The 21,472-nt window shown below is 65.8% G+C and carries 13 protein-coding genes; 2 read left to right on the top strand and 11 right to left on the bottom strand.

Features of this window, described 5'->3' with window-relative positions; translation table 11 throughout:
• Positions 1-4: 4 nt before the first annotated feature.
• The 3 genes from JCQ34_RS18165 to JCQ34_RS18155 all read right to left on the bottom strand — a co-directional run bounded on the left by JCQ34_RS18165 (position 5) and on the right by JCQ34_RS18155 (position 3,056).
• Complete coding sequence (locus JCQ34_RS18165; RefSeq protein WP_286400125.1) at positions 5-769, bottom strand: SDR family oxidoreductase; 765 nt, start codon at positions 767-769, stop codon at positions 5-7.
• Between the two features lie 103 nt (positions 770-872).
• The gene (locus JCQ34_RS18160) at positions 873-1,931 is read right to left on the bottom strand and encodes a LacI family DNA-binding transcriptional regulator (RefSeq protein WP_286400122.1); all 1,059 of its coding nucleotides are present in this window, start codon (positions 1,929-1,931) and stop codon (positions 873-875) included.
• Between the two features lie 180 nt (positions 1,932-2,111).
• The gene (locus JCQ34_RS18155; RefSeq protein ID WP_286400118.1) at positions 2,112-3,056 is read right to left on the bottom strand and encodes an alpha/beta fold hydrolase; all 945 of its coding nucleotides are present in this window, start codon (positions 3,054-3,056) and stop codon (positions 2,112-2,114) included.
• A 142-nt stretch (positions 3,057-3,198) separates the two neighbouring features.
• On the opposite strand from JCQ34_RS18155, the gene JCQ34_RS18150 reads away from it, so the two are divergent.
• A complete protein-coding gene (locus JCQ34_RS18150; RefSeq protein WP_286400115.1) occupies positions 3,199-4,227 on the top strand; it encodes an LLM class flavin-dependent oxidoreductase in 1,029 nt (342 codons plus the stop codon).
• 609 nt (positions 4,228-4,836) lie between these two features.
• On the opposite strand, the gene JCQ34_RS18145 is transcribed toward JCQ34_RS18150, so the two are convergent.
• A complete protein-coding gene (locus JCQ34_RS18145) occupies positions 4,837-6,372 on the bottom strand; it encodes a TIR domain-containing protein (protein WP_286400075.1) in 1,536 nt (511 codons plus the stop codon).
• Positions 6,373-6,519: 147 nt separating this feature from the next.
• Between JCQ34_RS18145 and metH the strand changes: the two genes are divergently transcribed.
• Entirely contained in the window at positions 6,520-10,164 is a 3,645-nt protein-coding gene (gene metH, locus JCQ34_RS18140; protein ID WP_286400072.1) for a methionine synthase, read from the top strand.
• Between the two features lie 52 nt (positions 10,165-10,216).
• Here metH and JCQ34_RS18135 read toward each other — a convergent pair whose 3' ends face one another.
• From JCQ34_RS18135 to JCQ34_RS18105, 7 genes are all read right to left on the bottom strand, one after another.
• Positions 10,217-11,851: an ABC-F family ATP-binding cassette domain-containing protein gene (locus JCQ34_RS18135; RefSeq protein WP_286400069.1), complete on the bottom strand. Its 1,635-nt coding sequence runs from the start codon at positions 11,849-11,851 to the stop codon at positions 10,217-10,219.
• Positions 11,852-12,214: 363 nt separating this feature from the next.
• Positions 12,215-15,079, bottom strand: coding sequence for an ATP-binding cassette domain-containing protein (locus JCQ34_RS18130; protein WP_286400066.1), 2,865 nt, complete (start codon positions 15,077-15,079; stop codon positions 12,215-12,217).
• The gene (locus JCQ34_RS18125; RefSeq protein ID WP_286404654.1) at positions 15,076-15,639 is read right to left on the bottom strand and encodes a hypothetical protein; all 564 of its coding nucleotides are present in this window, start codon (positions 15,637-15,639) and stop codon (positions 15,076-15,078) included. Before JCQ34_RS18125 ends, JCQ34_RS18130 begins: the two co-directional genes overlap by 4 nt.
• Positions 15,640-15,797: 158 nt before the next feature.
• Positions 15,798-17,372, bottom strand: coding sequence for an APC family permease (locus JCQ34_RS18120; RefSeq protein ID WP_286404651.1), 1,575 nt, complete (start codon positions 17,370-17,372; stop codon positions 15,798-15,800).
• 148 nt (positions 17,373-17,520) lie between these two features.
• Positions 17,521-19,161 (bottom strand): GMC family oxidoreductase, encoded by a 1,641-nt coding sequence (locus JCQ34_RS18115; protein ID WP_286400063.1) that lies wholly within the window; start codon positions 19,159-19,161, stop codon positions 17,521-17,523.
• A complete protein-coding gene (locus tag JCQ34_RS18110) occupies positions 19,162-20,700 on the bottom strand; it encodes an aldehyde dehydrogenase family protein (protein WP_286400061.1) in 1,539 nt (512 codons plus the stop codon). It abuts the gene before it with no gap.
• A gap of 100 nt (positions 20,701-20,800) precedes the next feature.
• Positions 20,801-21,439 (bottom strand): TetR/AcrR family transcriptional regulator, encoded by a 639-nt coding sequence (locus tag JCQ34_RS18105; RefSeq protein WP_286400058.1) that lies wholly within the window; start codon positions 21,437-21,439, stop codon positions 20,801-20,803.
• Between the last annotated feature and the right edge of the window lie 33 nt (positions 21,440-21,472).

The raw sequence follows: 21,472 nt of genomic DNA, 5'->3' as shown, positions 1-21,472 counted from the left end.
GGTCTTAGTAGAGTTTTTCGGTGTTTCCGTCGACGGCCAGGGCCTGGCCGTTGACGTTGCGCGCCATGTCGCTGGCGGCGAAGAGGGCCATGTTGGCGATGTCTTCGGCTTCGATCAGCCGGCCCAGCGACGACTGGTTGTGGTACAGGGCGGAGACGGTCTCCACGGGCTCGCCCAGCATGTCCGCTTTGGCCGCGATGACAGCGGCGATCCTTGGCCCATTGACGGCACCCGGGCAGATGGCGTTGACCCGGATTCCCTCCGCCCCGAGCTCAATCGCCAGAGTCTTCGTCAATCCGACCACTGCCCACTTGGATGCCGAGTAGGCGCTCCGGCCGGCCATGCCCAGGCGGCCAGCCGCCGAGGAGAGGTTGATGATTGATGCCTCCGGGGTGGAGCGCAGGAGCGGCAGGGCGTGCTTGATGCAGTAGAACTGTCCGTGGATGTTGACGTCGAACGTCGCCTTCCAGTCCGCGCTGTTGAGGGATTGGATTGGACCGGTTGGTCCGGCGATGCCGGCGTTGTTCACCAGGACATCAAGGCCGCCGAAGTCGTCCTGGATCCGGGCCATGAGGTCCTGGACCTGCGATTCATCCGATACGTCGCTGACAGCGGCGTGGAAGCCCTCGGCACGCGCTTTTTCGACGGCGTCGGGGTCGATGTCCGTCACGAAGACGTTCGCCCCGTGGGCCTTGAATTTGGTGGCGATGGCCAGGCCGATGCCGTTTGCGCCGGCGGTAACCAGGACGCGTTTGGAACTGAAGTCCATAGGGTTTCCTTTGTTGGGTGGGTGGGAAGACGCTTTTTGGGCGTGCGGGATCACGGCGCCGGCAACAGATGCCGATGCCCTGGCTGGTGAAGCGGAGGGGCGGTTAGGCGGGCGGTGCGTTACACCCGCACGTTCTTCCGATGTGAATGCGGTGCGGACAAATCGAAGAACTGTAGGTGTTGGACGGGGATCCGATCCTGCGCAGCAGCATGGCAAATGCCTCCTGGGCCATCTCCTGCTGCGGCTGGACAATGCTCGTCAGGTTGATCAGTCCGGAACGGCTGTGGGCCAGCCCGTCGCACCCCGCAACCGCCACATCCTCCGGGATGCGCAGGCCCTGCGCAAGCGCGTATTCCATGACGCCGATGGCGAGTTCGTCGCTGCCGCACACCACGGCCCGGGGCGGGTTGGGCGAGGAAAACAGCCGTTCGGCTGCCAGCCGGCCACCTTCGTTGTTGACGCAGGTGCTGATCTTCCACTCGCCGCCGATGGTGACGCCGGCAATGGCTGCAGTGCGGACGAAGGCCTGTTCGCGGGTAAGGGAGGCGGTGGAGAAGCGCGGTCCCACCACGGTGGCGATGTCCCGGTAACCGTGGCCCAGCATGTGTTCCATCAGCAGGGTTGCCGCGGCGTCGTCATCAATGCCAACGAAGTCGCCCTGCAGGAAGTCCGCCCTTCGGGACAGGCAAACGTAGGGAATCCGGGCGGTTCGCAGAGTGCGTAAGGCGGTGGCGTCCTCCCGCAGGGCGGCCGCAAGGATGACGCCGTCCACGTTGCGGTTCGCCAGTGTCGCGGTGACCTGTGCCAGTGTGGCCGCATCGTCCTGCGTGGTGGCCACGAACACTTCGTAGCCGGATTCGGCGGCTGCGGAAATGATGCCCTGGGCCCACCGGGGATACATGGGATTGATGATGTTGGGCAGGATCAGCCCAACCACGCGGGTCCGCAGCGGGTCTGCGGATGAAGACGACTTACGGGGCCTGAAGCCCAGTTCGTTCGCGACGCCGATGATGCGGCGCCGGGTCTCGACCGACACACCACCCTTGCCGTTCAACGCGTAGGACACCGTGGCAGGGGAAACGCCGGCCGCACGGGCAACAGCAGCGGCAGAAACCGTTGTGGCGCGGGGCCCGGCGGCTCTGCTGACTTTATGGCCGCTCACCCACCGCCCCCTCTCCATTGACGTGCCCTCACAGTGTCCTTGTGACGTCAATTACAGTAGGAGCGCGCTTGAGCGTTAAGCAACGTTAAGTAATTTGAGGTGCTGCTGCTGGAAGGCACGACGACGGCGGCATGGTGAGTCCCGTCGTCGTACCTTCCGCGGGAGGTGCTTGGGGGACCGTCAGCTGCCGGCTACCCGCTGGATGAACTCGACCGTTTCGCGCTCCGTCTCGGCGCGGGTGCTGGGCTCGTTGTGCACCTCGTGCCGGACGCCGGGGAAGACTCGGGTGCGGACGTTCGCGTGGCCCGAATCGGTCAGGCGGTTGGCCACGTGGTAGGCGCCTTCGCCGTAGTTGGTGACGGGGTCCTGGTCGCCGGCGAGGATCAGGACGGGGAGTTCCGCGGGGAGCTGTTTGTACCACTCGTCGGAGGTGACCTGGTCGTAGAGGTCCACGAAACCCTGCAGGAAGCGGGCGCTGAGCGGCGCGCCGAAGTTGTTGAAGGGGTCCCGCCCGTGGTCGGTCACGACGTCGGCGTCCAGTGCCACCCAGGCGGTGGGTCCGGCGCCGTCGCCGAAGCGGCCCAGGAAGCCGTCGAACAACTGGGCCACCAGTTCCTGCGGCGCGGGCTCGGCGCCGCGCTCGCCGGTGGCAAGCCGGGCAAGTTCGGGACGGTCGATCATTTTCTCGATGCCGCGCATCTGGGCGGCGATACCGCAGAGGATCAGGCCGGAGAGCTGCGCCTTCGGGTCGGTGGCCAGGGCACGGGCAATCATGGAGCCCCAGCTGTGGCCGAACACCACGTACGGAAGGTGGGGGAGTGCTTCCCGGGCCTTGGCCTGCAAGGTGACCTCGTCGGCGACCACCACGCTGGCGGCGTCCTCGCCGGCGTCGCCCCAGGTGCCCTGCTGCATCGCCGTGCGCCCGTGCCCGGAGTGGTCGCCCGCCACCACGATGAACCCCGCGTCCACCAGGGTGGAGATGAGGTGGAGGTAGCGGCGGGAGTGTTCGCCGAGCCCGTGGATCAGCTGCACGATGGCCTTGGGCTGCCCGATGGGTTCGTAGACCCACGCCTGGATGGTGTCGCGGCCGTTGGCGGACGTGAACTCGATTTCCTGCAGTGACATATCTTCCTCCCGTGCCGGCGCCGTCGCTGGCTTGAGGCGAGCCTAACCGCAATGCCGTCATGTGCGTCAATGATTGCTGGTTCATTCAAGGGGCTTCCGCCTAGTCTGAAACCAACCCCGTCCGCCGCTTTGAAGGAAGCCGATGCCGCACCCCGACCGTCCCCTGCGCAAGCTGGGGTTCCTCACCATTGGCTTGTTTGATCCCGCCAATCCCGCTGCGGGCCACGAGTCCACCCTGCAGATCATTGAGCTGGGGGAGCGGCTGGGGTTCGACAGTGCCTGGCTGCGCCACCGGCACCTGCAGTTCGGGATCTCTTCTCCCGTGGCGGTGATGGCTGCCGCGAGTCAGCGGACCTCCCGCATTGAGCTGGGCACTGCAGTGACGCCGCTGGGCTGGGAGAACCCGCTGCGCCTGGCCGAGGACCTGGCCACCGTGGACCTGCTCGCCGGAGGGCGCATCAATCCTGGCGTGAGCGTGGGGGAGCCGATGCAGTACGACACCGTGAAGCATGAGCTGTATCCGGATACCGCTGACGTGGAGGACTTCAGCTATGCCCGGGTGGAGCGGTTTGCCCGGCTGGTTGCCGGGGAGCCGGTGCGTGAATTCTCGGGCAAGCAGGGTGTGGTGGAGGAGTTCTCCAACCGGGTGGAGCCGCATTCGCCGGGGCTGCGGGAGCGGCTTTGGTACGGGGCCGGCAGTACGAAGTCAGCGGTTTGGGCGGGTGCTCATGGCTTCAACCTGCTGTCCAGCAGCGTGATCTTCCCGGACAAGGACCAGGAGCCGGACTTTGCCTTGGTCCAGCAGTCGCAGATTCGGGCTTTTCGGGAGGCTGCTGTTGCAGCGGGGCATGCTCAGGCGCGGGTTTCGCAGGGGCTGGTGGTCATCCCGACCGACTCTGCGTCGCCGGCCCAGCGGGAGAAGTACCAACGCTACGTGGACGAACGCACCCCGCGAACTGCTGCTCCGCAGGGGCCGCGGGGCATGATGTTCGCGGCGGACCTGATCGGCAGCAGCGAGGAGATCGCCGAGCAGCTGTACGCGCACGCAGGCTTCCAGGAGGTGGACGAAGTGGCCTTCGCCCTGCCCTTCAGCTTCGACCACGAGGACTATGTGCAGATTCTCACTGATATCGCTGTAAAGCTGGGGGCGGCGTTGGGGTGGACACCTTGAGAATAGCGTCCTCGTAGTACTTCGCGTCGGGAAATTCGATTAGCGTTGTGAGGGGCGCATCTCGGAAGCGGCAAACGTGCTGCAGCCCGTGCTATCTCGGCAGAGCAAGTGCTCGAGTTGCTGCAGATTGACAGAGTCTGCCGACCCTTCCGCGTCTCCTGTGCCCCGTTTGGGCGCGGGCGGCTGCTGTTCGGAAAGATTAGATCGTATGCGCCGTACAGCTGTACCCAACGTAGTGAGAGGCCACCGCCGGAGTCCCCTAGTGAACCTCTGCAATAAGTTCAGTTGGCTCCTCATATATTTAACTCAACTGTGCTGCTGACCACGGAACCTATCATGGAATTTGCATCAACGGGAAGGTGAGCAGATTCGCAAGGAACCAGAGGTCGCGAATGATCGGTGACAGGAACTTACAAGATTTTAGAGTCCTCAAAAGCTAAGCAGTAACGTTGGCGTAATCGGACGATGGTGAATAAACTCTCGCATCCTGATTTCATGAATGAGGCGACATCTGCAAAAGAAATGTCTGGTGGAGGCTGACGAGTTAGACGACGCCATAAAGCAAGTGCTCTCTGGCTCGTCAGCCTCCATTGCAGAATACTAGGAGAGCTACTCCGAGGTGACCATGGCATCAAGTTCCGGCGCTGGCAGCTTATGGCTCAATCGGAAGTCCTTGAGTCGCTCTGACAACGACTTAGTAAGCCTATCGATCTGCAAATCTATGGGCTTACTGCGATCGATCGTGAAGCCCCCGTATTTCCGCGAGGCCTCAAAAACTCCAGCCGCGACGGGCTCGAACCACACAGGTATCACCGCATTGTCTCCGAAGCGATTCTCGAACTGCTTACTTTCGAAACGAGTCCACAGCCTGTCCGGATAATCCTTACCCATAATGGGTACGACGAACGACGCCTCGCTCTGGTAAATGGGGGCAAGGTAGCTTTCTACATCAATGCCGAGAATTTGAGCTTGTTCATCAAAGTCATAAAAGACGCTAAATTCTTCTTCTTGCAACGCTCGCGCTACCTTCTCAGCGACGTCGCGGTCAGCTCCGGCAAAGGAAAGGGCAAAGTCATGGGAAGTTGAAAACGTGACGTCAAAGTAACCTAGTCGTTCAGAAAACTTATTCCACTGTAGATGCCGTATAAAGAAGAAGAATTGCGGATCTTCGACGGCAAGTATGCGAGTTTCGGGGTCGTAATGGACGAGGTCGCCAAGTTGGTCGTGGTTTTTGATTAGGTGATCTTCTAAATGTCCACCCTTTATAACCTGCCCCACGCTACCGCGAAGCTCGGGATTCTTAGAAATCTCTCTATCAAGGTCAATCGTCCATTCGTCGCTCATGGACAACCAGCGTAGGATTTGCAAATACGGAGCGCGCCCAGCCCGGCTGCGTCGTTTGCCGGTTGCAAATATTTCTGCTTTCTTGTGGAAAGTTGTGGCGAGCTGATCGATAACCGTTTCGCGAATTGACGTGAAAGTCGTGGTAACACTTTTCGGATCGCTGACAGTGATAGTGACTTCATTACTTATGCAAGCCTCAAAGCATATCATTTGTGCGATATTGAAACTTCCAGCACTTGCATCAACTATAGATTCACGGGCGGTGAAGTCTATGTTGAGAGCATCACATCCCTGATCGATAAGTTTTCGGACTTTATCCGGAGGATTGACGCCTAGCTTCACAACTTCGATGCGACCAGCGAGGTCGGGCGCAATCGCAAGAAGCGACTCTCCGACCTTGTTGATGCCGACGATCACGATCTTTGCATCGGTGCGTTCCTCGTCAGCAAGAATTTTCATGAAGTCCGAAATGGACTCCCTCACCTTCGCGTCTAAGCGGTGAAAATCGTCAATGATTACAATCCCGAGATCCGTCTGTGAGGGGATGTCCGCGATGAAATCTCTGTGGCTCGGGTCTCGGGCCGTGAGCGTAGTGACGCTTCCGGGAAGCGTGCTATCAATTTCCGACAGAACTTTCATCACCGAACTCGTCTTGCCTATTTTGGACGGTCCTTCCACAACCACGCCCTTGCCCGGTGATCGCAGGGCGACGAGGAGTCGTGTGTACTCCTTCGGTTTTACATACGTAAGCGTTGGAACGCCTGATCGCTTGAAAACGTCTTCGACTTTATAGATCTCCACATGTGCCCCCAGATATTCCGACAATTCTTAGATTGTAAGGGGGCGGAGTCCCGCGAACTGGACGGGGTTCAGCGTTGGGGCGCACTCGCCGCCGTAGCATCCAGACATACAGCGCAACTCAGGCGCCCCCGCCCGTAACCTGTTTAAATGCCTCGTTTCGCACTGGACATCGAGTCCGTCCCCCGCCCCGCCCGTTCGCAGGAGCTCCTGGACGCCGTGAACCACCGGGTGGTCATCGCCGACGGCGCCATGGGCACCATGCTCCAGGGCCGCGACCTGCAGCTGGACACGGACTTCCAGAACCTCGAGGGCTGCAACGAGATCCTCAACGACACGCGCCCGGACGTCATCGCCGACATACACGACGCTTACTTCGCCACCGGCATCGACGCCGTGGAGACCAACACCTTCGGCGCCAACTGGTCCAACCTCTCCGACTACGGCATCGACGACCGCATCGAGGAGCTCGCACAGAAGGGCGCGAAGATCGCCCGCGAACGCGCCGAGGCCGCGGAGGGAACAGACGGCCGCATGCGCTGGGTCCTCGGCTCCATGGGCCCCGGCACCAAGCTCCCCAGCCTCGGCCACACCAGCTACGACTACCTCAAGCAGACCTTCGCCCTCCAGGCCGAGGGCCTGATCGACGGCGGCGCTGACGCCTTCCTCATCGAAACCAGCCAGGACCTCCTGCAGACCAAGGCCGCAGTCAACGGCTGCAAACAGGCCATCGTCTCCAAGGGCATCCGCCTCCCCATCTTCGTGGAGGTGACGGTGGAAACCACCGGAACCATGCTCATGGGCTCGGAAATCGGCGCCGCCCTCACTGCCTTGGAACCGCTCGGCGTCGACGCCATCGGCCTGAACTGCGCCACCGGCCCGGACGAGATGAGCGAGCACCTCCGCCACCTCGCCAAGCAATCCTCCGTCGCCATCGCCTGCATGCCCAACGCCGGCCTGCCCATCCTCGGCGCCAACGGCGCGCACTACCCGCTCACCCCCACCGAACTCGCCACCGCGCACGAACAGTTTGTGCGCGAGTTCGGCCTGGGCCTGGTGGGCGGCTGCTGCGGTACGACGCCGGAACACATGGCCGCCGTCGTCGAACGTCTGGCGCCCTTCCGCGCCAAAGCAGTGGACAACAAGGAAGCCAACGCACCGGCAAGAATCCCCGAGGAACGCGAAGCCGGCGTCGCCTCCCTCTACCAGCACGTGAACTTCGACCAGGAGTCCGCCTACCTGGCCATCGGTGAGCGCACCAACGCCAACGGCTCCAAGGCCTTCCGCCAGGCCATGCTCGAAGAGCGGTGGGACGACTGCGTGGACATCGCCCGCGAACAGATCCGCGTGGGCGCGCACCTGCTGGACGTCTGCGTGGACTACGTGGGCCGCGACGGCGTGGCGGACGTCAAGGAGATCGTCTCCCGTTTCGCGTCGGCCTCCACCCTTCCGCTGGTCATCGACTCCACCGAACCTCCCGTCCTGAAGGCCGGCCTGGAACTCATCGGCGGCCGCCCCGTGGTCAACTCCGTCAACTACGAGGACGGCGACGGCCCCAACAGCCGCTTCGCCCGCATCATGCCCCTGGTCAAGGAACACGGCACCGCCGTCATCGCCCTGACCATCAACGAAGAGGGCCAGGCCCGCACCACCGAGGGCAAGGTGGCCATCGCCTCCCGCCTGGTCGACTCCCTGGTGGGTGAATGGGGCATGCGCGTCGAGGACATCATCGTCGACTGCCTCACCTTCCCCGTCGCCACCGGCCAGGAGGAAACCCGCCGCGACGGCATCGAAACCATCGAGGCTATCCGCCAGATCACCACCAAGTACCCGGGCATCAACACCACCCTCGGCGTCTCCAACGTCTCCTTCGGCCTGAACCCCGCCGCACGCGTCGTCCTGAACTCCGTGTTCCTCCACGAGGCAGTGCAGGCGGGCCTGACCAGCGGCATCATCGACGCCGCCAAGATCGTGCCGCTCGCATCGCTGCCCGATGAGCAGCGCAAGGTGGCCCTGGACCTGGTGTGGGACCGCCGCGAATACGACGACGACGGCAACACCACCTACGACCCCCTCGCCAGCATGCTGGACATGTTCGCCGGCGTCGACACCGCAGCACTCAAGGACCAGCGCGCCGCCGAACTCGCCGCGCTGCCCACCGGCGCTCGGCTGGAACGGCGCATCATCGACGGCGAAGGCAAAGGCCTCGAAGCAGACCTGGACCTGGCCCGCAGCGAGGGCATGACCCCGCTGGGCATCATCAACGACCACCTGCTCGAAGGCATGAAGGTGGTGGGCGAACGCTTCGGCGCCGGTGAAATGCAGCTGCCGTTCGTGCTGCAGTCCGCCGAGGTGATGAAGAACGCCGTGGCCCTCCTGGAGCCGCACATGGAGAAGTCGGACTCGTCCGGCAAGGGCACCATGGTGATCGCCACGGTGCGCGGCGACGTGCACGACATCGGCAAGAATTTGGTGGACATCATCCTCACCAACAACGGCTACAAGGTCATCAACATCGGCATCAAGCAGGGCATCGCCGAGATCATCGCCGCCGCGGAGGAACACAACGCCGACGTCATCGGCATGTCCGGCCTGTTAGTGAAGTCGACCGTTGTGATGAAGGAAAACCTCGCGGAGCTGCAGTCCCGCGGGCTGGCCAAGAAGTGGCCGGTCATTCTGGGCGGCGCGGCCCTCACCCGCGCCTACGTGGAGCAGGACCTGGCGGAGCAGTTCGACGGCGTGGTCCGCTACGCCAAGGACGCCTTCGAGGGCCTGTCCCTCATGGAGCCGCTGGTGCGCGTTGCCCGCGGTGAATCGCCGGACGACGTCGGCCTGCCGCCGTTGAAGAAGCGTATCCACAAGGGCGGGGCGAAGTTCACGATCACGGAACCGGAAGCCATGCCCGGCCGGTCCGACGTCGCCACCGACAACCCCGTTCCCGTGCCGCCGTTCTGGGGTACCCGCATCGTCCGCGGCGTCTCGCTCCACGACTACTCCGCATTCCTGGACGAGCGCGCCACCTTCATGGGCCAGTGGGGCCTCAAGCCCGGCCGCGGCGAGGACGGCGCCTCCTACGAGGAACTCGTGGAACGCGAGGGCCGGCCGCGCCTGCGCTACTGGCTGGACCGCATCCTGGGCGAGGGCATGCTGGACGCCTCCGTCGCGTACGGCTACTTCCCCGTGGTCTCCGAAGGTGAGCAGGTGGTAGTCCTGCACCACGGCGAGGATCCCGACGGCGTCCTGGGCCAGGCGGGTCTCCTCGCCCCGGATGGTGGTTCAGGCGGCCCGATCGGCACTGATCGCCTGCGGTTCGACTTCCCGCGCCAGCGCCGTGACCGGCACCTGTGCCTTGCGGACTTTGTGAAGTCACGGGAGTCTGGCCAGATCGACGTGCTGCCGGTGCAGCTGGTCACCGCGGGGTCCAAGATCGAGGAGTTCACCTCCAAAATGTTCGCGGCCAACCAGTACCGCGACTACTACGAGCTCAACGGCCTGGTCATGCAGCTCACCGAGGCACTTGCCGAGTTCTGGCACGCCCGCATCCGCAAGGAGCTCGGCTTCGGGGCCGAGGAGCCCAATGACACGGCCGGGTACTTCAAGCTGGACTACCGCGGTGCCCGGTTCTCCCTGGGCTACCCCGCCTGCCCTGACATGGAGGACCGCCGCAAGGTCACCGAGCTGCTGAAGCCCGAACGCATGGGCGTCATCCTGAGCGACGAGCTGATGCTGCACCCCGAGCAGTCCACCGACGCGTTCGTGTTCCACCACCCGGAGGCGAAGTACTTCAAGGTGTGAGGTGGGCCGGGCCCGGATCGGCACGACTGTCACTCCCGGGTCCGCCTCCCTGTCATTCCGTGTCCGGCAGGGAGATGCCCGGCAGGGAGGCCAGCTGGGTCAATGAACCGTCGCGGTCCAGGCTGAGGATGAGGTCCAGGTCCAAGCGGCCCAGGAACGCGTCGTCGTGGCTGACCACAATCACGGCACCCCGGTACGCAGCGAGTGACTCCACCAACTGGTCCACACTGCTGATATCCAGGTTGTTGGTGGGCTCGTCCAGGATCAGCACCTGTGCCGGCGGGTCCGCGAACAGCAGCGTGGCCAAGGAAACCCGGAACCGTTCACCGCCGGAGAGCGTCCGCACCGGCCGGTTCACGCTGTCCCCGCGCAGGAGGAACCGTGCCAGCCGGTTCCGGATATCACCGGGAGGCACCTCCGGAGCGGCGTCCTGGACGTTTTCGAGCGTGGTGGCCTCTTCCCTGAGCCCATCGAGCCGTTGGCGCAGGTACCCGGCCCGGTCCGTCAGCAGGCTGCCGCCGGCTTCACCGTCGGCGCACGGAAGGCAACCCGCCAGCCTCTCAAGGAGCGTGGTCTTACCGGCTCCGTTCGGGCCAATGATCGCCACCCGTTCGGGGCCCTGCACCACGTAGGAACGGTTGGTGCCCCACAGTTCCGCGATCCGCCGGCCGCGCGGGACCTGCGGGTCGGGAAGATCCACCGATATCCGTTCCTCCTCCCGGACCCGCGAAGCGGCGGCGTCCAGGGCATCCTTGGCCGCCTGCACCTTGGAATCCATCCCGGAGCGCATTTTTCCTGCCGCCACCTGGGCATCGGAGGCCCGTTGGTTCATCAGGATCTTGGACCCCTTCTTGTTCTCGTAGCTCTTCCGGCCTGTCCTGGCCCGGCTGGCCAGCTTCGTCTCCGCCTCCTGCTTCTGGCGCTTTTCCTTCTGCACTTGCTGTTCGGCCGAGCGGGTGGCCTGCACCGCAGCGGCCTGCTGTTCATCCAAGTAATCCCGCCACTCGCTGTAGGGGCCGCCGAACACCGTGAGCCCTCCCTCATACAGCTCTGCCGTTTCGTCCATAAGCTCCAGCAGTGCAAGGTCATGGCTGACCACCAGCAGGCTTCCCGGCCAGTCACCCAGCATCCGGCCCAGTGTCGAACGGGCATCCCGGTCCAGGTTGTTGGTGGGTTCATCCAGCAGCGTGATGGGTGTCCGCCGGATCCGCAGTCCGCTGATGGCGGCCAGCATCGCCTCCCCGCCGGACAACTCACCCACGCTCCGGTCAAGCCCGGCCCCGGAGAGCCCGATATCCTGCAGCGCTTCAGCAGCGCGGGCTTCAATGTCCCAGTCGTCACCGAGGACGTCGAAGTGCTCCACTGCGGCATCTCCGGATTCGATGGCGCGCAGGGCGGTGACCTTGTCCTTGATTCCCAGCAGCTCCATCACCGTGGCATCGCGGCGCAGCGTCAGCGTTTGGGGCAGGTAGCCAACGTCGCCTCCCGTGGAGATAGTGCCGGCGGTGGGCGTGAACGTCCCTGCTGTCAGGCGCAGCAGGGTGGATTTTCCGGAACCGTTGGTTCCCACCAGCCCGGTTTTTCCCGGCCCGAAACTGCCGGAGATCCCGGACAGCGCCGGTGAGCCGTCCGGCCACTGGAAATGGACGTCCGTGAGGACGACGGATGGAGTATGTGATGTAGGCATGGTGCTCCCAATAGAAGATGCCGGGCGGCCGGGCCGCGGTTCGCCAAAAAGGTCAGGTGTGGAACGCGCGGGAAGTCCTACGGGGGACGGGCTGCCACGGAAGCCGGCCAGGGCGCGCGGGGATAAGCACCAGGCTGTGCAGGGTGGCGGGAAATCAGTGCAGGGCAAAGGAAGCCATGGATTGGCATTGGGCTCCGGGTGGTTTCAGCGGTAAAAGCGCTGAGATCCACCGGCCCTTAGGGCATCAAGGAAGTGTCAGCGCGCGGACTGCGTCGCGAAACCTGAAATGCCCGTCAAAACATTGCCTCACACTGGGGAACAGAGGACATCAGTGTCACAAATTCAGTACCGGAAGGCAACCCGTCAGCACCGGTGGGCGTCGGCCGATTCCCTGGGCACCGATTCGCCCTGCCCGGCGTGCCGGGACCGTCCGCTGGTAGTGGGCGTAGCTCCGGACACCGGCTTCACCCGCCGCAGCGAGGCGAGCACGGCCCGGCCCACCACCGCGACGCCGATGACGGTGGTGACGGCGCGCAGGGTATCCCAGCCCGCCGTCGACGTCAGCAGCGAGTACAGCAGGAAGCTGCTGAGGTTGGTGGCCAGCGGCGCGCCCGGAACGTAGGAAATCCCAGTGCCGCCGCCCACCGCAAAGGGCCAGAACCACAGGTTCAGCAGCAGCCCAAACACGTAGGACGCCACCACTCCGTACGCCGCGAGCATCCGCAGCTCGGCCCGGCCGCGAACCCGCTTGGGGAGCAGACCGGCCCCGGCGCCCACCCAGGCACAGGCGAAAATCTGAAACGGCGTCCACGGGCCGATGCCGCCCCATAGCGCGCTGGAAACGGCAATCGTGGCGGCACCGAGCAGCAGCCCGAACCGCGCACCGAACGCACGGCCGGCCAGGATCAACAGGATGAACACCGCCTCCACGCCGCCGACGCCGGTGCTCGCCACCCGAACGGCGGAACCGACCGCAGCCAGCACGCCGAGCAATGCAACCGTATGTGCCGAGCGGACGGACCCGTCCAGGGAAAGCACGACGGCGACCGCGGCCACGGGTGCCATGGCCAGGGCAATGTACGGGGTTGCGGCGGCAGCGTCCTGGGGGAGCGCCGCGGCAAGCAACGGCCAGCAGAACGCCGCCAGAGCAGCCAGGTTGGCAACGGCGAGGACAGCAAGCTCGGCGCCGCGCGGCATCCGTACCCGGTGGGGCTTCCAGGCACGCGGGTCGTCTGCCTGTTCAGCGGTGGACACCCCCGCCTGTGCTCCGGCAAGAGCGGGCCCGGATGTTTGGACGCGGGGCGCCGGGACATACGGTTCCGGGGCAGGCGCTGGTTCCAGGGACGGCGCAACGCCATCGCGCATCGGGAGGATCCGGGCGCCCAGGCTGTGGGCGAAGTCGAGGTCGTGCGTGGCGATCAGGACCGCTTCGCCGTCCTCTGCCGCGGTGCGCAGGGCCGCGGCCACCGCAGTCCGTGCGGCAGGATCGAGCCCGCGCGTGGGTTCGTCGATGAGCAGTACATCCGGGTCATCCATCGTCTGCAGGGTGATGGCCAGGATTCTGCGTTCGCCGGCGGAGAGGTCCCGCGGATGCCCGTTCCCGACGGGAATGCTGCTGCCTCCCCGCAGCCGGGACAGCCGTGACGCCGCGGTGCCGGCAGTAACCGCTGTGCCCTTGTTCCGCCGCGCCTGCCGCCGCTCCGCCGACCGCAGCTCGCCCGTTACCGTGTCCCTGGTGAAGAGGTCGTCCGACGCGTCCGGCACCAGGGCGACCCGGCCGCCGTCGGACGTTGCGCCGGTACCTTCACCCAGGGCCAGCGCCACCAGCAGGGACGACTTCCCGGCCCCGTTCGGTCCCACCAGCGCCACGATCTCGCCGTGGTGCAGGGCCAGGGAGGCGTCGCGGACCAGCGGTCCGCCCTTCCGACGCACCTCAAGGTGGGTTGCCGTCAGCACAGGGGCGCGACCGTGATCCGGAACAGCCGCTGGCCGGGCCTTGGCGGGAGTTGCGGGGGAGGGAGGGGCGCCCGGCACCAGCGCGCCGCCGTCGATAGTCCACCAGGAACCAGCCACGGGAACCAGCGCCGCGGCCCGGTGCTCGGCGACGAGGACGCACACGCCGTCCTCGCGGGCCAGGGTGTCCAGGACAGCGACGACGCGGCGGCGGTGTGCGGCATCAAGGTCGGCCAGGGGCTCGTCCACCAGGAGAAGCTTGGGATGGTCCACGACGGCGGCGGCAATGGCCACGAGCGTGGCCTCACCTGCCGAGAGGGTGCTGACGTCCCGGTCCAGCAACGCGGAGACCCCCACGCGATCAGCCACCTCCCGCACCCGGGCCTTCGCGTCGGCAGAGGGCACGGCGCGGAGTTCAAGGGCCAGGGCGATGTCGTCCCGCACCCGGGTGGTGGCGAACGCTGCCCGCGGGTTCTGCAGCACGACGCCCACCAGGCGCGCCGTATCGCGCGGGGGAGCGGCGGCGCGGTCAACCCCGGCAACCAGCACGGTGCCGGACAGTTCCCCGCCGTCCACGTGGGAAAGGAGTCCAGCCAGGCCGCGCAGGATGGTGGACTTGCCGGAGCCCGTGGGCCCGGTGATCACCGCGACGGACCCGGCCGGCGGTGCAAACGAATCAACCTGGATGCGCGTGTCAGCGATGCGGAACTGTGCGTCGCGCACCTGAAGCGGGCCGCCGTCGTCGTGGTGTCCTTGGCGGGATGCCCGGCTGCCGAAGCCGCGCAGCTCCAGGGCCGCGGCAATGCGGCCGGCGTGTTCCAGGGTGCGTTCGAGGATGGGAACCAGGGCGCGGGGGCCGAAGCGTTCGCCGCGGAGCCGGAAGGCCAGGCGCATGGAGGCCACGGCGTCGGCCAGCGCGGGGAGCGCCGCCCAGGCCACCACCAGCATTCGGGCCACCCCCTGCAGGGGACCGCCCCGGGCCAGGCGGACAAAGCCGCGGGACACATCCACCCAGGCATTGAGCAGGCCGAAGCCGAGGATCGTCGCGGCGATCGGGAGCGCTGACAGCACGGCCGCCCAGAGCCCCGGGGCGGTGATGGGGCCCAGGAACACCACATGGGCGTACGGGGCGGGAAGCCGCAGCGGCGGCAGGTCCAGCAGGACCGGGGCACCGGTGGCCGCCCCATTGAAGAGGACCCGGTAGGCGACCCGCGCCGCGATGAACACAGCAGCGAGAACCGCGGCTGCGCGCAACGGCGCGGGCCGGAAGGTCATGACGCGGGAGCTGCCGGTTCGTTGTCCACGGTGTAGAGCAGTTCAAGGCTCTCGCCGGGGTTGAGCTTCAGGCTGTCCAGGCCCTCCTGCGCGTAGGCCCACGTGCCGGCGGCGGGCTTCACCCAGAGGGCCCAATAAGAGACGGTGTTTTTGTCATCGCACGCTTCGCGGGTGGTGCCGCCCTTGTGCTTGATGTCGAAGTCCGCAGCGGGCACGCCGTTGACGCGGCACGCGAAGCTCGTGGGGTACTTGGCGGTGCCCTCGGTCTTCACGTTGGCTTTGCTCAGCACGTCCGATGCCACGGTGGGTCCGTCCACGGACACGCAGCTGGAGGTGTTGGCGGCGGGCTGCTTAAGCGCGCCCGAATCGACGATGACCTTCACGCCGGCGCAGGGGGCGGCGGAGGTTGAAGCGGCGCTGGCGCTCGACGAAGCCGCTGCGGAAGTGGCAGGGGACGAGGAGCTGGGCTGGGTGGAGGCCGGCGTGGAACAGGCGGCGAGGGTAAGCAGGAGGCCGGCGGCGGCCAGGGAGCCCGCGGACGCGGTGCGAAGTTTAGACAATGTCACCTGTCAAGGGTAGGGCGTGGGCGCCCCGGAGCGGATGGCCGTTCCGTTGTGTGACGCGGGGCCCTCACCACGGGCAGGCGCCGGGGACGCAAAAGGGGTCGACGACGGCACTCGAGTGAGTGCCGTCGTCGACCCCTTCTGCTGTGGTGTTGCTAGCTTTCGGTTGCCATGACCGCGTTGGCCGGCACCGCGTCCTCCGCGGCGTGGTACCGGGGGTCGTTGGACGCCGGGTGGGCGGCCACGGCCGCGGCGTGCTCGGCCAGCACGCCGGTCTGGTGCCGGATCTTCAGCCGGTAGAGCAGGGCACCGCCGATCACCACCGCGGCCACGAACATCACGCCGCCCCACTGCAGGTACCACTCGAACGGCGGCACCGAGTTGTAGATCTCAGGGCGGGGCCACACCAGGTTGATGGTCATGGCGGCGCCCCACAGGACGGCGACGATGTTCACCGGCAGCCCCCACTTGCCCATGCAGAACCCGGGTTCGGAACCGTCATCGAGGATGGGCCACTTCCTGGCGAGCCGCTTGCGCAGCAGGGGGACCGTGACCAGGAGGTAGGACAGGTAGATCAGCACGATGCTGATGCTGGACAGGATGGTGAAGATGGCCGGCTGCATCACGTTGACCAGCAGCGGGATAACGGCCAGGATGCCGATGACGATCGCGGCCACGGTGGGGGTCCGGCGGACCGGATCCACCTTGCTCAGCTGCCGGCTGAACGGCAGGTTGTTGTCCCGGGCCATGGCGAACATCATGCGGATAGCGGCAGCGTGGACGGCCAGGGTGCACACCACCACGGCCACCACGATGCAGGCCAGGAAGGCCTTGCCGAACGGTCCGCCCAGGACGGAGAGCACGATGTGCTGCAGGCCGCCGTCGGGGGAGCCGATCTGCGGGTCCGTGAGGTCCGGTGCGGCCAGAATGCCGAACAGCAGGATTCCCCCGCCCAGCAGGAACGAAGCAGTCACAGCCCGCAGGATGGCCTTGGGTGCGGTCTTCTTGGGATCCTTGGTTTCCTCGCCCAGGGAGCTGGCGGTGTCGAAGCCGTACATGACGTAACCGGAGGCCATGGCGCCGATCAGGAAGACGCCGAAGAAGCCCAAATCATTTCCTTCGCCGAAGCCGTTGGTCTGGAAAAAGACCTCCGGGCCGCGGACCACGTGCCAGGCCAGTGCCAGGATCAGCAGCACGGCCGCGATGAGCTCCACGAACACGCCGATGCTGTTGATCCGGGTCATCAGCTTCACGCCGAACGCGTTGATGAGGGTGGAGATGGTGATCATGATGGTGGCCAGCACCACGCCGTTCATGGCGAAGTCGTACGGCCCGGTGCCGTCACCGACGAACTGGAAGCCCTCCCAGAGCTGGGGGAGGGTGATCTGCAGGGCCAGGGCCACCGAACCAAGCGCCATGATGGAGGACAGCAGCAGCAGCCAGCCGGCAAGCCAGGATGAGGTTCCGGAGGACAGCCGCTTGGCCCAGTTGTAGACCGAGCCCGCAACGGGGTAGCGGCCAGCCAGTTCGGCGAAACACAGGGCCACCATCAGCTGGCCGACGAACACGATGGGCCAGGACCAGGCGTACGCCGGGCCGGCCATGGAAAAGCCAAAGTAGAACAGTTGGAAAACACCGGTGAGGATGGAGATGTAGCTGACACCCGCTGCGAAGCTGGCGAACTTGCCAATGCTTCGGTCGAGGGTTTGGGTGTAGCCGAATTCGTCCATGCCGCTTGAATCAATACTCTTGCTGGGTTCCAATATGGACTCCTAGTTCAGAAAAGCACGATGGGAACGGCCGCCCTGGGGTGCGGCGAGATAAACGTTCTGCGGGGGCCGGCGCTGTTGGGAACGCGGCTCCCGGATGACCCGCCGCTCAGGCGAGGGACGTGGTGAGCTCCTTCTCTTTCAGGGCGTCGGCGCCGGCGTAATCCGCCTTGATGAGGTCGGCGCAGCGCTCGCCGATCATCATGACGGTGATGTTGGGATTGACGGTGACGTGTTCGGGCATGACGGACGCATCGGCGACCCGGAGGCCGGTGACGCCCTTGACCCGCAGCTCGGGGTCCAGTGGCGACATGTCGTCGTCGGCCGCGCCCATGCGGACCGTGCCCACGGGGTGGTACACGGTGTTGTGGGTCTTGCGGATGTAGTCCTGGAGCTCCTCGTCGGTCTGTGCTTCGATGCCGGGGGACAGCTCGCGTCCGGTCCATTCCGCCATGGCGGGCTGGGCGGCGATTTCGCGGGCCTTGCGGATGCCGGCCACCATCACGCGCATGTCATGGCCTTCCGGGTCCGTGAAGTAGCGGGGATCCACCATGGGCTTGTCGCGGAAGTCGCGGCTGCGCAGCCGGACGGTGCCGCGGGAGCGGGCGTGCGTGACGTTGGGGGTGAGGCTGAAGCCGTTCTCCGTGGTGGGGTAGCCGTGCCGAAGCGTGTTCATGTCGAACGGGACAGAGCCGTAGTGCATCATCAGGTCCGGGCGGTCCAGGCCGTCCTCGGTGGGCGTGAAGATGCCGATCTCCCACCACTGGGTGGAGGTCTGCACCATGGGCTGCTTGGCCTCGAACTGCACCACGCCCTCCGGGTGGTCCTGCAGGTTCTCGCCCACGCCGGGGGAGTCCACCAGGACCTCGATGCCGTGCTGGGCCAGGTGCGCCGCCGGGCCGATGCCGGAGAGCATCAGCAGCTTGGGGGAGTCGATCGCGCCGGTTGACACGATGACTTCCCGGTGGGCGGTGAGCCGGTGGGTCCGGCCGAACGCGCCGTCAACCACGTCCACGCCGGTGCAGCGCTTGTCCGCGTCGAACACCAGCTGGCGGGCGCGGAGTCCGGTCAGCAGGGTGAAGTTGGGGCGGTCCACGATGGGATGGATGTAGGAGACGGAGCTGGACGAGCGGGTGCCGTCAGCGCGGCGGTTGATCTGGAAGAAGTTGGCGCCGTTGACCACCGTGGTGCCGCTGTTGAACTTGGCGCGCGGGATGCCCGACTGCTCGCACGCGTCCAAGAGCGCGACGCCGGCAGGATCCGCCGGGGGCACGTTCATCAGGTGCACGGGGCCGGAGTCGCCGTGGTGGGGTGCGTCCGGGCCGGCGTCCTCATTGGTTTCCAGCCGCTGGTACAGCGGCCAGGCGTTGGCGGCGTTCCAGCCCGTGGCGCCGTACTTGGCCTCCCATTCGTCCAGGTCCTCGCGCGGGGCCCAGAAAGCGATGCAGGAGTTGTGGCTGGAGCAGCCGCCCATCACCTTGGCGCGGGCGTGGCGCATAAACGAGTTGCCGTTCTCCTGAGGCTCGATCGGGTAGTCCCAGTCGTACCCGGATTCCAGCAGCTCCATCCAGCGGTCCAACTGCAGGATCTCGGGGATATTGCGGTCATCCGGTCCCGCCTCCACGAGGGCCACGGTCACGTCCGGGTCCTCGCTCAGCCGTGCGGCCACCGCCGCCCCCGCGGACCCGCCGCCGATGACGACGTAGTCGAATGCCCGTTGCGTGGCGTCGTCGATGTTGTCGTAGTGCATCTAGTTCTCCTTGCCGTGGTCAGCAAACCAGCCGGTGACCTGCGGGCTGGTGTTCTGGTAGATGTGCTTGGCTTCCTGGTACTCGGCCAGGCCCGTGGGGCCCAGCTCGCGGCCGACGCCGGACTGGCCGAAGCCGCCCCACTCGGCCTGGGGGAGGTAGGGGTGGTAGTCGTTGATCCAGATGGTGCCGTGCCGCAGCCTGCCCGCAACGCGCTGGGCCTTCCCGGCGTCCTGGGTCCAGACGGCGCCGGCCAGCCCGTAGATGGTGTCGTTCGCGGTGGCGACGGCCTCGTCCTCGGTGCGGAACGTCTCTACCGTGACCACCGGGCCGAACGCCTCGTCGGTGACCACGGACATGCCGCGCTGCACCTGGTCCAGGATGGTGGGCTGGTAGTAGAACCCGGCGTCGTACTTTTCGCCTTCCGGAGCCGCGCCGCCGGTGCGCAGCCGTGCGCCCTCCTTGATGCCGCGCTGGACGTAGGCGTCCACCTTGTCCCGGTGGGCGGCGGAGATCAGGGGGCCGGTCTCGGCGTCGTCGTCGAAGGGGCCGCCGATCCGGATCTCCTTCGCCCGGCGGACCAGTTCATCCACGAAGCGGTCGGCGATGGATTCCTCCACAACCAGCCGGGCGCCGGCGGAGCAGACCTGGCCGGAATGGACGAACGCGCCGTTCAGGGCGTTGTCCACGGCGGCGTCGAAGTCCGCGTCCGCGAACACCACGTTGGGGTTCTTGCCCCCGAGCTCCAGTGCCACCTTCTTGACGGTGGCGGCAGCGGCCGCGGCGATGCGCTTGCCGGTCTCCAGGCCGCCGGTGAAGGAGACAAGGTCGACGTCGGGATGTTCCGAGAGAGGGGCGCCCGCCTGGGCGCCGGCCCCGGTGACGAGGTTGGCCACGCCGTCCGGCAGGCCGAGGTCCTGCAGCAGCTGCATGGCCAGGATGCTGGTGGACGGCGTCAGCTCGGAGGGCTTGAGGACGAAGGTGCAGCCGGCGGCCAGAGCGGGGGCGATCTTCCACGCCGCCTGGAGCAGGGGATAGTTCCACGGCGTGATGAGGCCGCAGACGCCGACGGGTTCGTAGACGATCCTGCTGACGACGTCGGCGTTCCCGGCGTCGACAATCCTGCCCGCCTGCTGCCCGGCCAGCCTGCCGAAGTATTCGAAGCAGGCGGCGATGTCGTCCATGTCGATGCGGCTTTCCACCATCCGCTTGCCGGTGTCCAGGGACTCGGCGCGGGCGAACTTTTCGCGCCGTTCGCGCAGTCCGGCGGCGACCTTCAGGAGGAAGGCTCCACGCTCGGGTGCCGGGACATTCGACCAGACGCCGGAGTCGAAGGCGGTGCGGGCTGCGGCGATGGCGCGTTCGGCGTCCTCGCGGCCGGCCTCCGAGACGGTGGCGACCAGCTCGCCGTCGGCCGGGTTGCGGATTTCACGGACGGCGCCGGAGGCTGCCGGTTCCCACCTGCCGTTGATGAACAGCGAGGAGGCGGTGCTGGTTTCCGGGTTCTTGGTGACGTCCTGTACTGCTGTGGCGTAAGTCATACGGAGGACAGTAATGCACGTTGAACGAGTGTTCAATACTTTTCTTGAACACTTGTTCAATGCTACGCAGGAGGCTACCTTTGTTCTGGCGGGAGCCGCATTACTGCTGGTTCAGCCCCGTGTCCCGGCCCGCTTCGTCCGGAAGGGCGCCTTGGACGGGCGCGAAGGCTATCTCTTCGGTCCGCGTGATACTTCGTTGAATGGAGGCTTTGTCCACCCCGAGGAGCGCCGTCAGCCACATGCCGTTCTGGATAACGACGATGTCCGAAGCCCTCTCCCTGCATTCGTTCCATGACAGCTCCGGCTTGGCGCTGGATACCAGCGCCGCGAGCCCGTCGATGTACCGGTCGAAGGCGGCGGCGTTGATCTGCGCGTAATCCTCGTCTGCTTGGGCCAGGGCCCAAAGGTGCAGGCGCAGGGACAGATAGCGGGTGGTGAGGAGGTCGGCGGCTGCCACTCGATGGAGCGCCTTCCGAAGTTGCTCATCGGGGGACACCGACGGGTCCGGCGCGACGAGTAACAGGTCATGCTCGTCCACGCGGCTCAACGCAGCGCGGATCAGGGTGGTTTTGTCGTCGTAGTAGTAGTTGACCAGACCCAGCGCCACGCCGGCCTCCCGCGCCACCGCGCGCATGCTGACGCCCGAAATCCCGTGACGGGACAGCAGGTCCATCGCTGCGTCAAGGATGCGCGATTGCCTGTCAGTCTGTTCGCCGGAGTTCACGGCACTGGTCCCCATCTGGTCAGACTATTGCCTAACCGGTCAGGAGTG

It is taken from the genome of Pseudarthrobacter defluvii (assembly GCF_030323865.1).
GTDB classification, from domain to species: domain Bacteria; phylum Actinomycetota; class Actinomycetes; order Actinomycetales; family Micrococcaceae; genus Arthrobacter; species Arthrobacter sedimenti.
Note: the sequence above shows the minus strand (reverse complement) of the source record. Positions and strands in the feature narration are given on the sequence as shown.

What these genes read in the sequence shown, in the direction of transcription:
- JCQ34_RS18110 (WP_286400061.1), bottom strand. Translation starts at nt 20,700, where the DNA reads ATGACTTACGCCACAGCAGTACAGGACGTCACCAAGAACCCGGAAACC.
- JCQ34_RS18115 (WP_286400063.1), bottom strand. Translation starts at nt 19,161, where the DNA reads ATGCACTACGACAACATCGACGACGCCACGCAACGGGCATTCGACTAC.
- JCQ34_RS18105 (WP_286400058.1), bottom strand. Translation starts at nt 21,439, where the DNA reads ATGGGGACCAGTGCCGTGAACTCCGGCGAACAGACTGACAGGCAATCG.
- JCQ34_RS18120 (WP_286404651.1), bottom strand. Translation starts at nt 17,372, where the DNA reads ATGGACGAATTCGGCTACACCCAAACCCTCGACCGAAGCATTGGCAAG.
- JCQ34_RS18150 (WP_286400115.1), top strand. Translation starts at nt 3,199, where the DNA reads ATGCCGCACCCCGACCGTCCCCTGCGCAAGCTGGGGTTCCTCACCATT.
- JCQ34_RS18135 (WP_286400069.1), bottom strand. Translation starts at nt 11,851, where the DNA reads ATGCCTACATCACATACTCCATCCGTCGTCCTCACGGACGTCCATTTC.
- JCQ34_RS18155 (WP_286400118.1), bottom strand. Translation starts at nt 3,056, where the DNA reads ATGTCACTGCAGGAAATCGAGTTCACGTCCGCCAACGGCCGCGACACC.
- JCQ34_RS18165 (WP_286400125.1), bottom strand. Translation starts at nt 769, where the DNA reads ATGGACTTCAGTTCCAAACGCGTCCTGGTTACCGCCGGCGCAAACGGC.
- metH (WP_286400072.1), top strand. Translation starts at nt 6,520, where the DNA reads ATGCCTCGTTTCGCACTGGACATCGAGTCCGTCCCCCGCCCCGCCCGT.
- JCQ34_RS18130 (WP_286400066.1), bottom strand. Translation starts at nt 15,079, where the DNA reads ATGACCTTCCGGCCCGCGCCGTTGCGCGCAGCCGCGGTTCTCGCTGCT.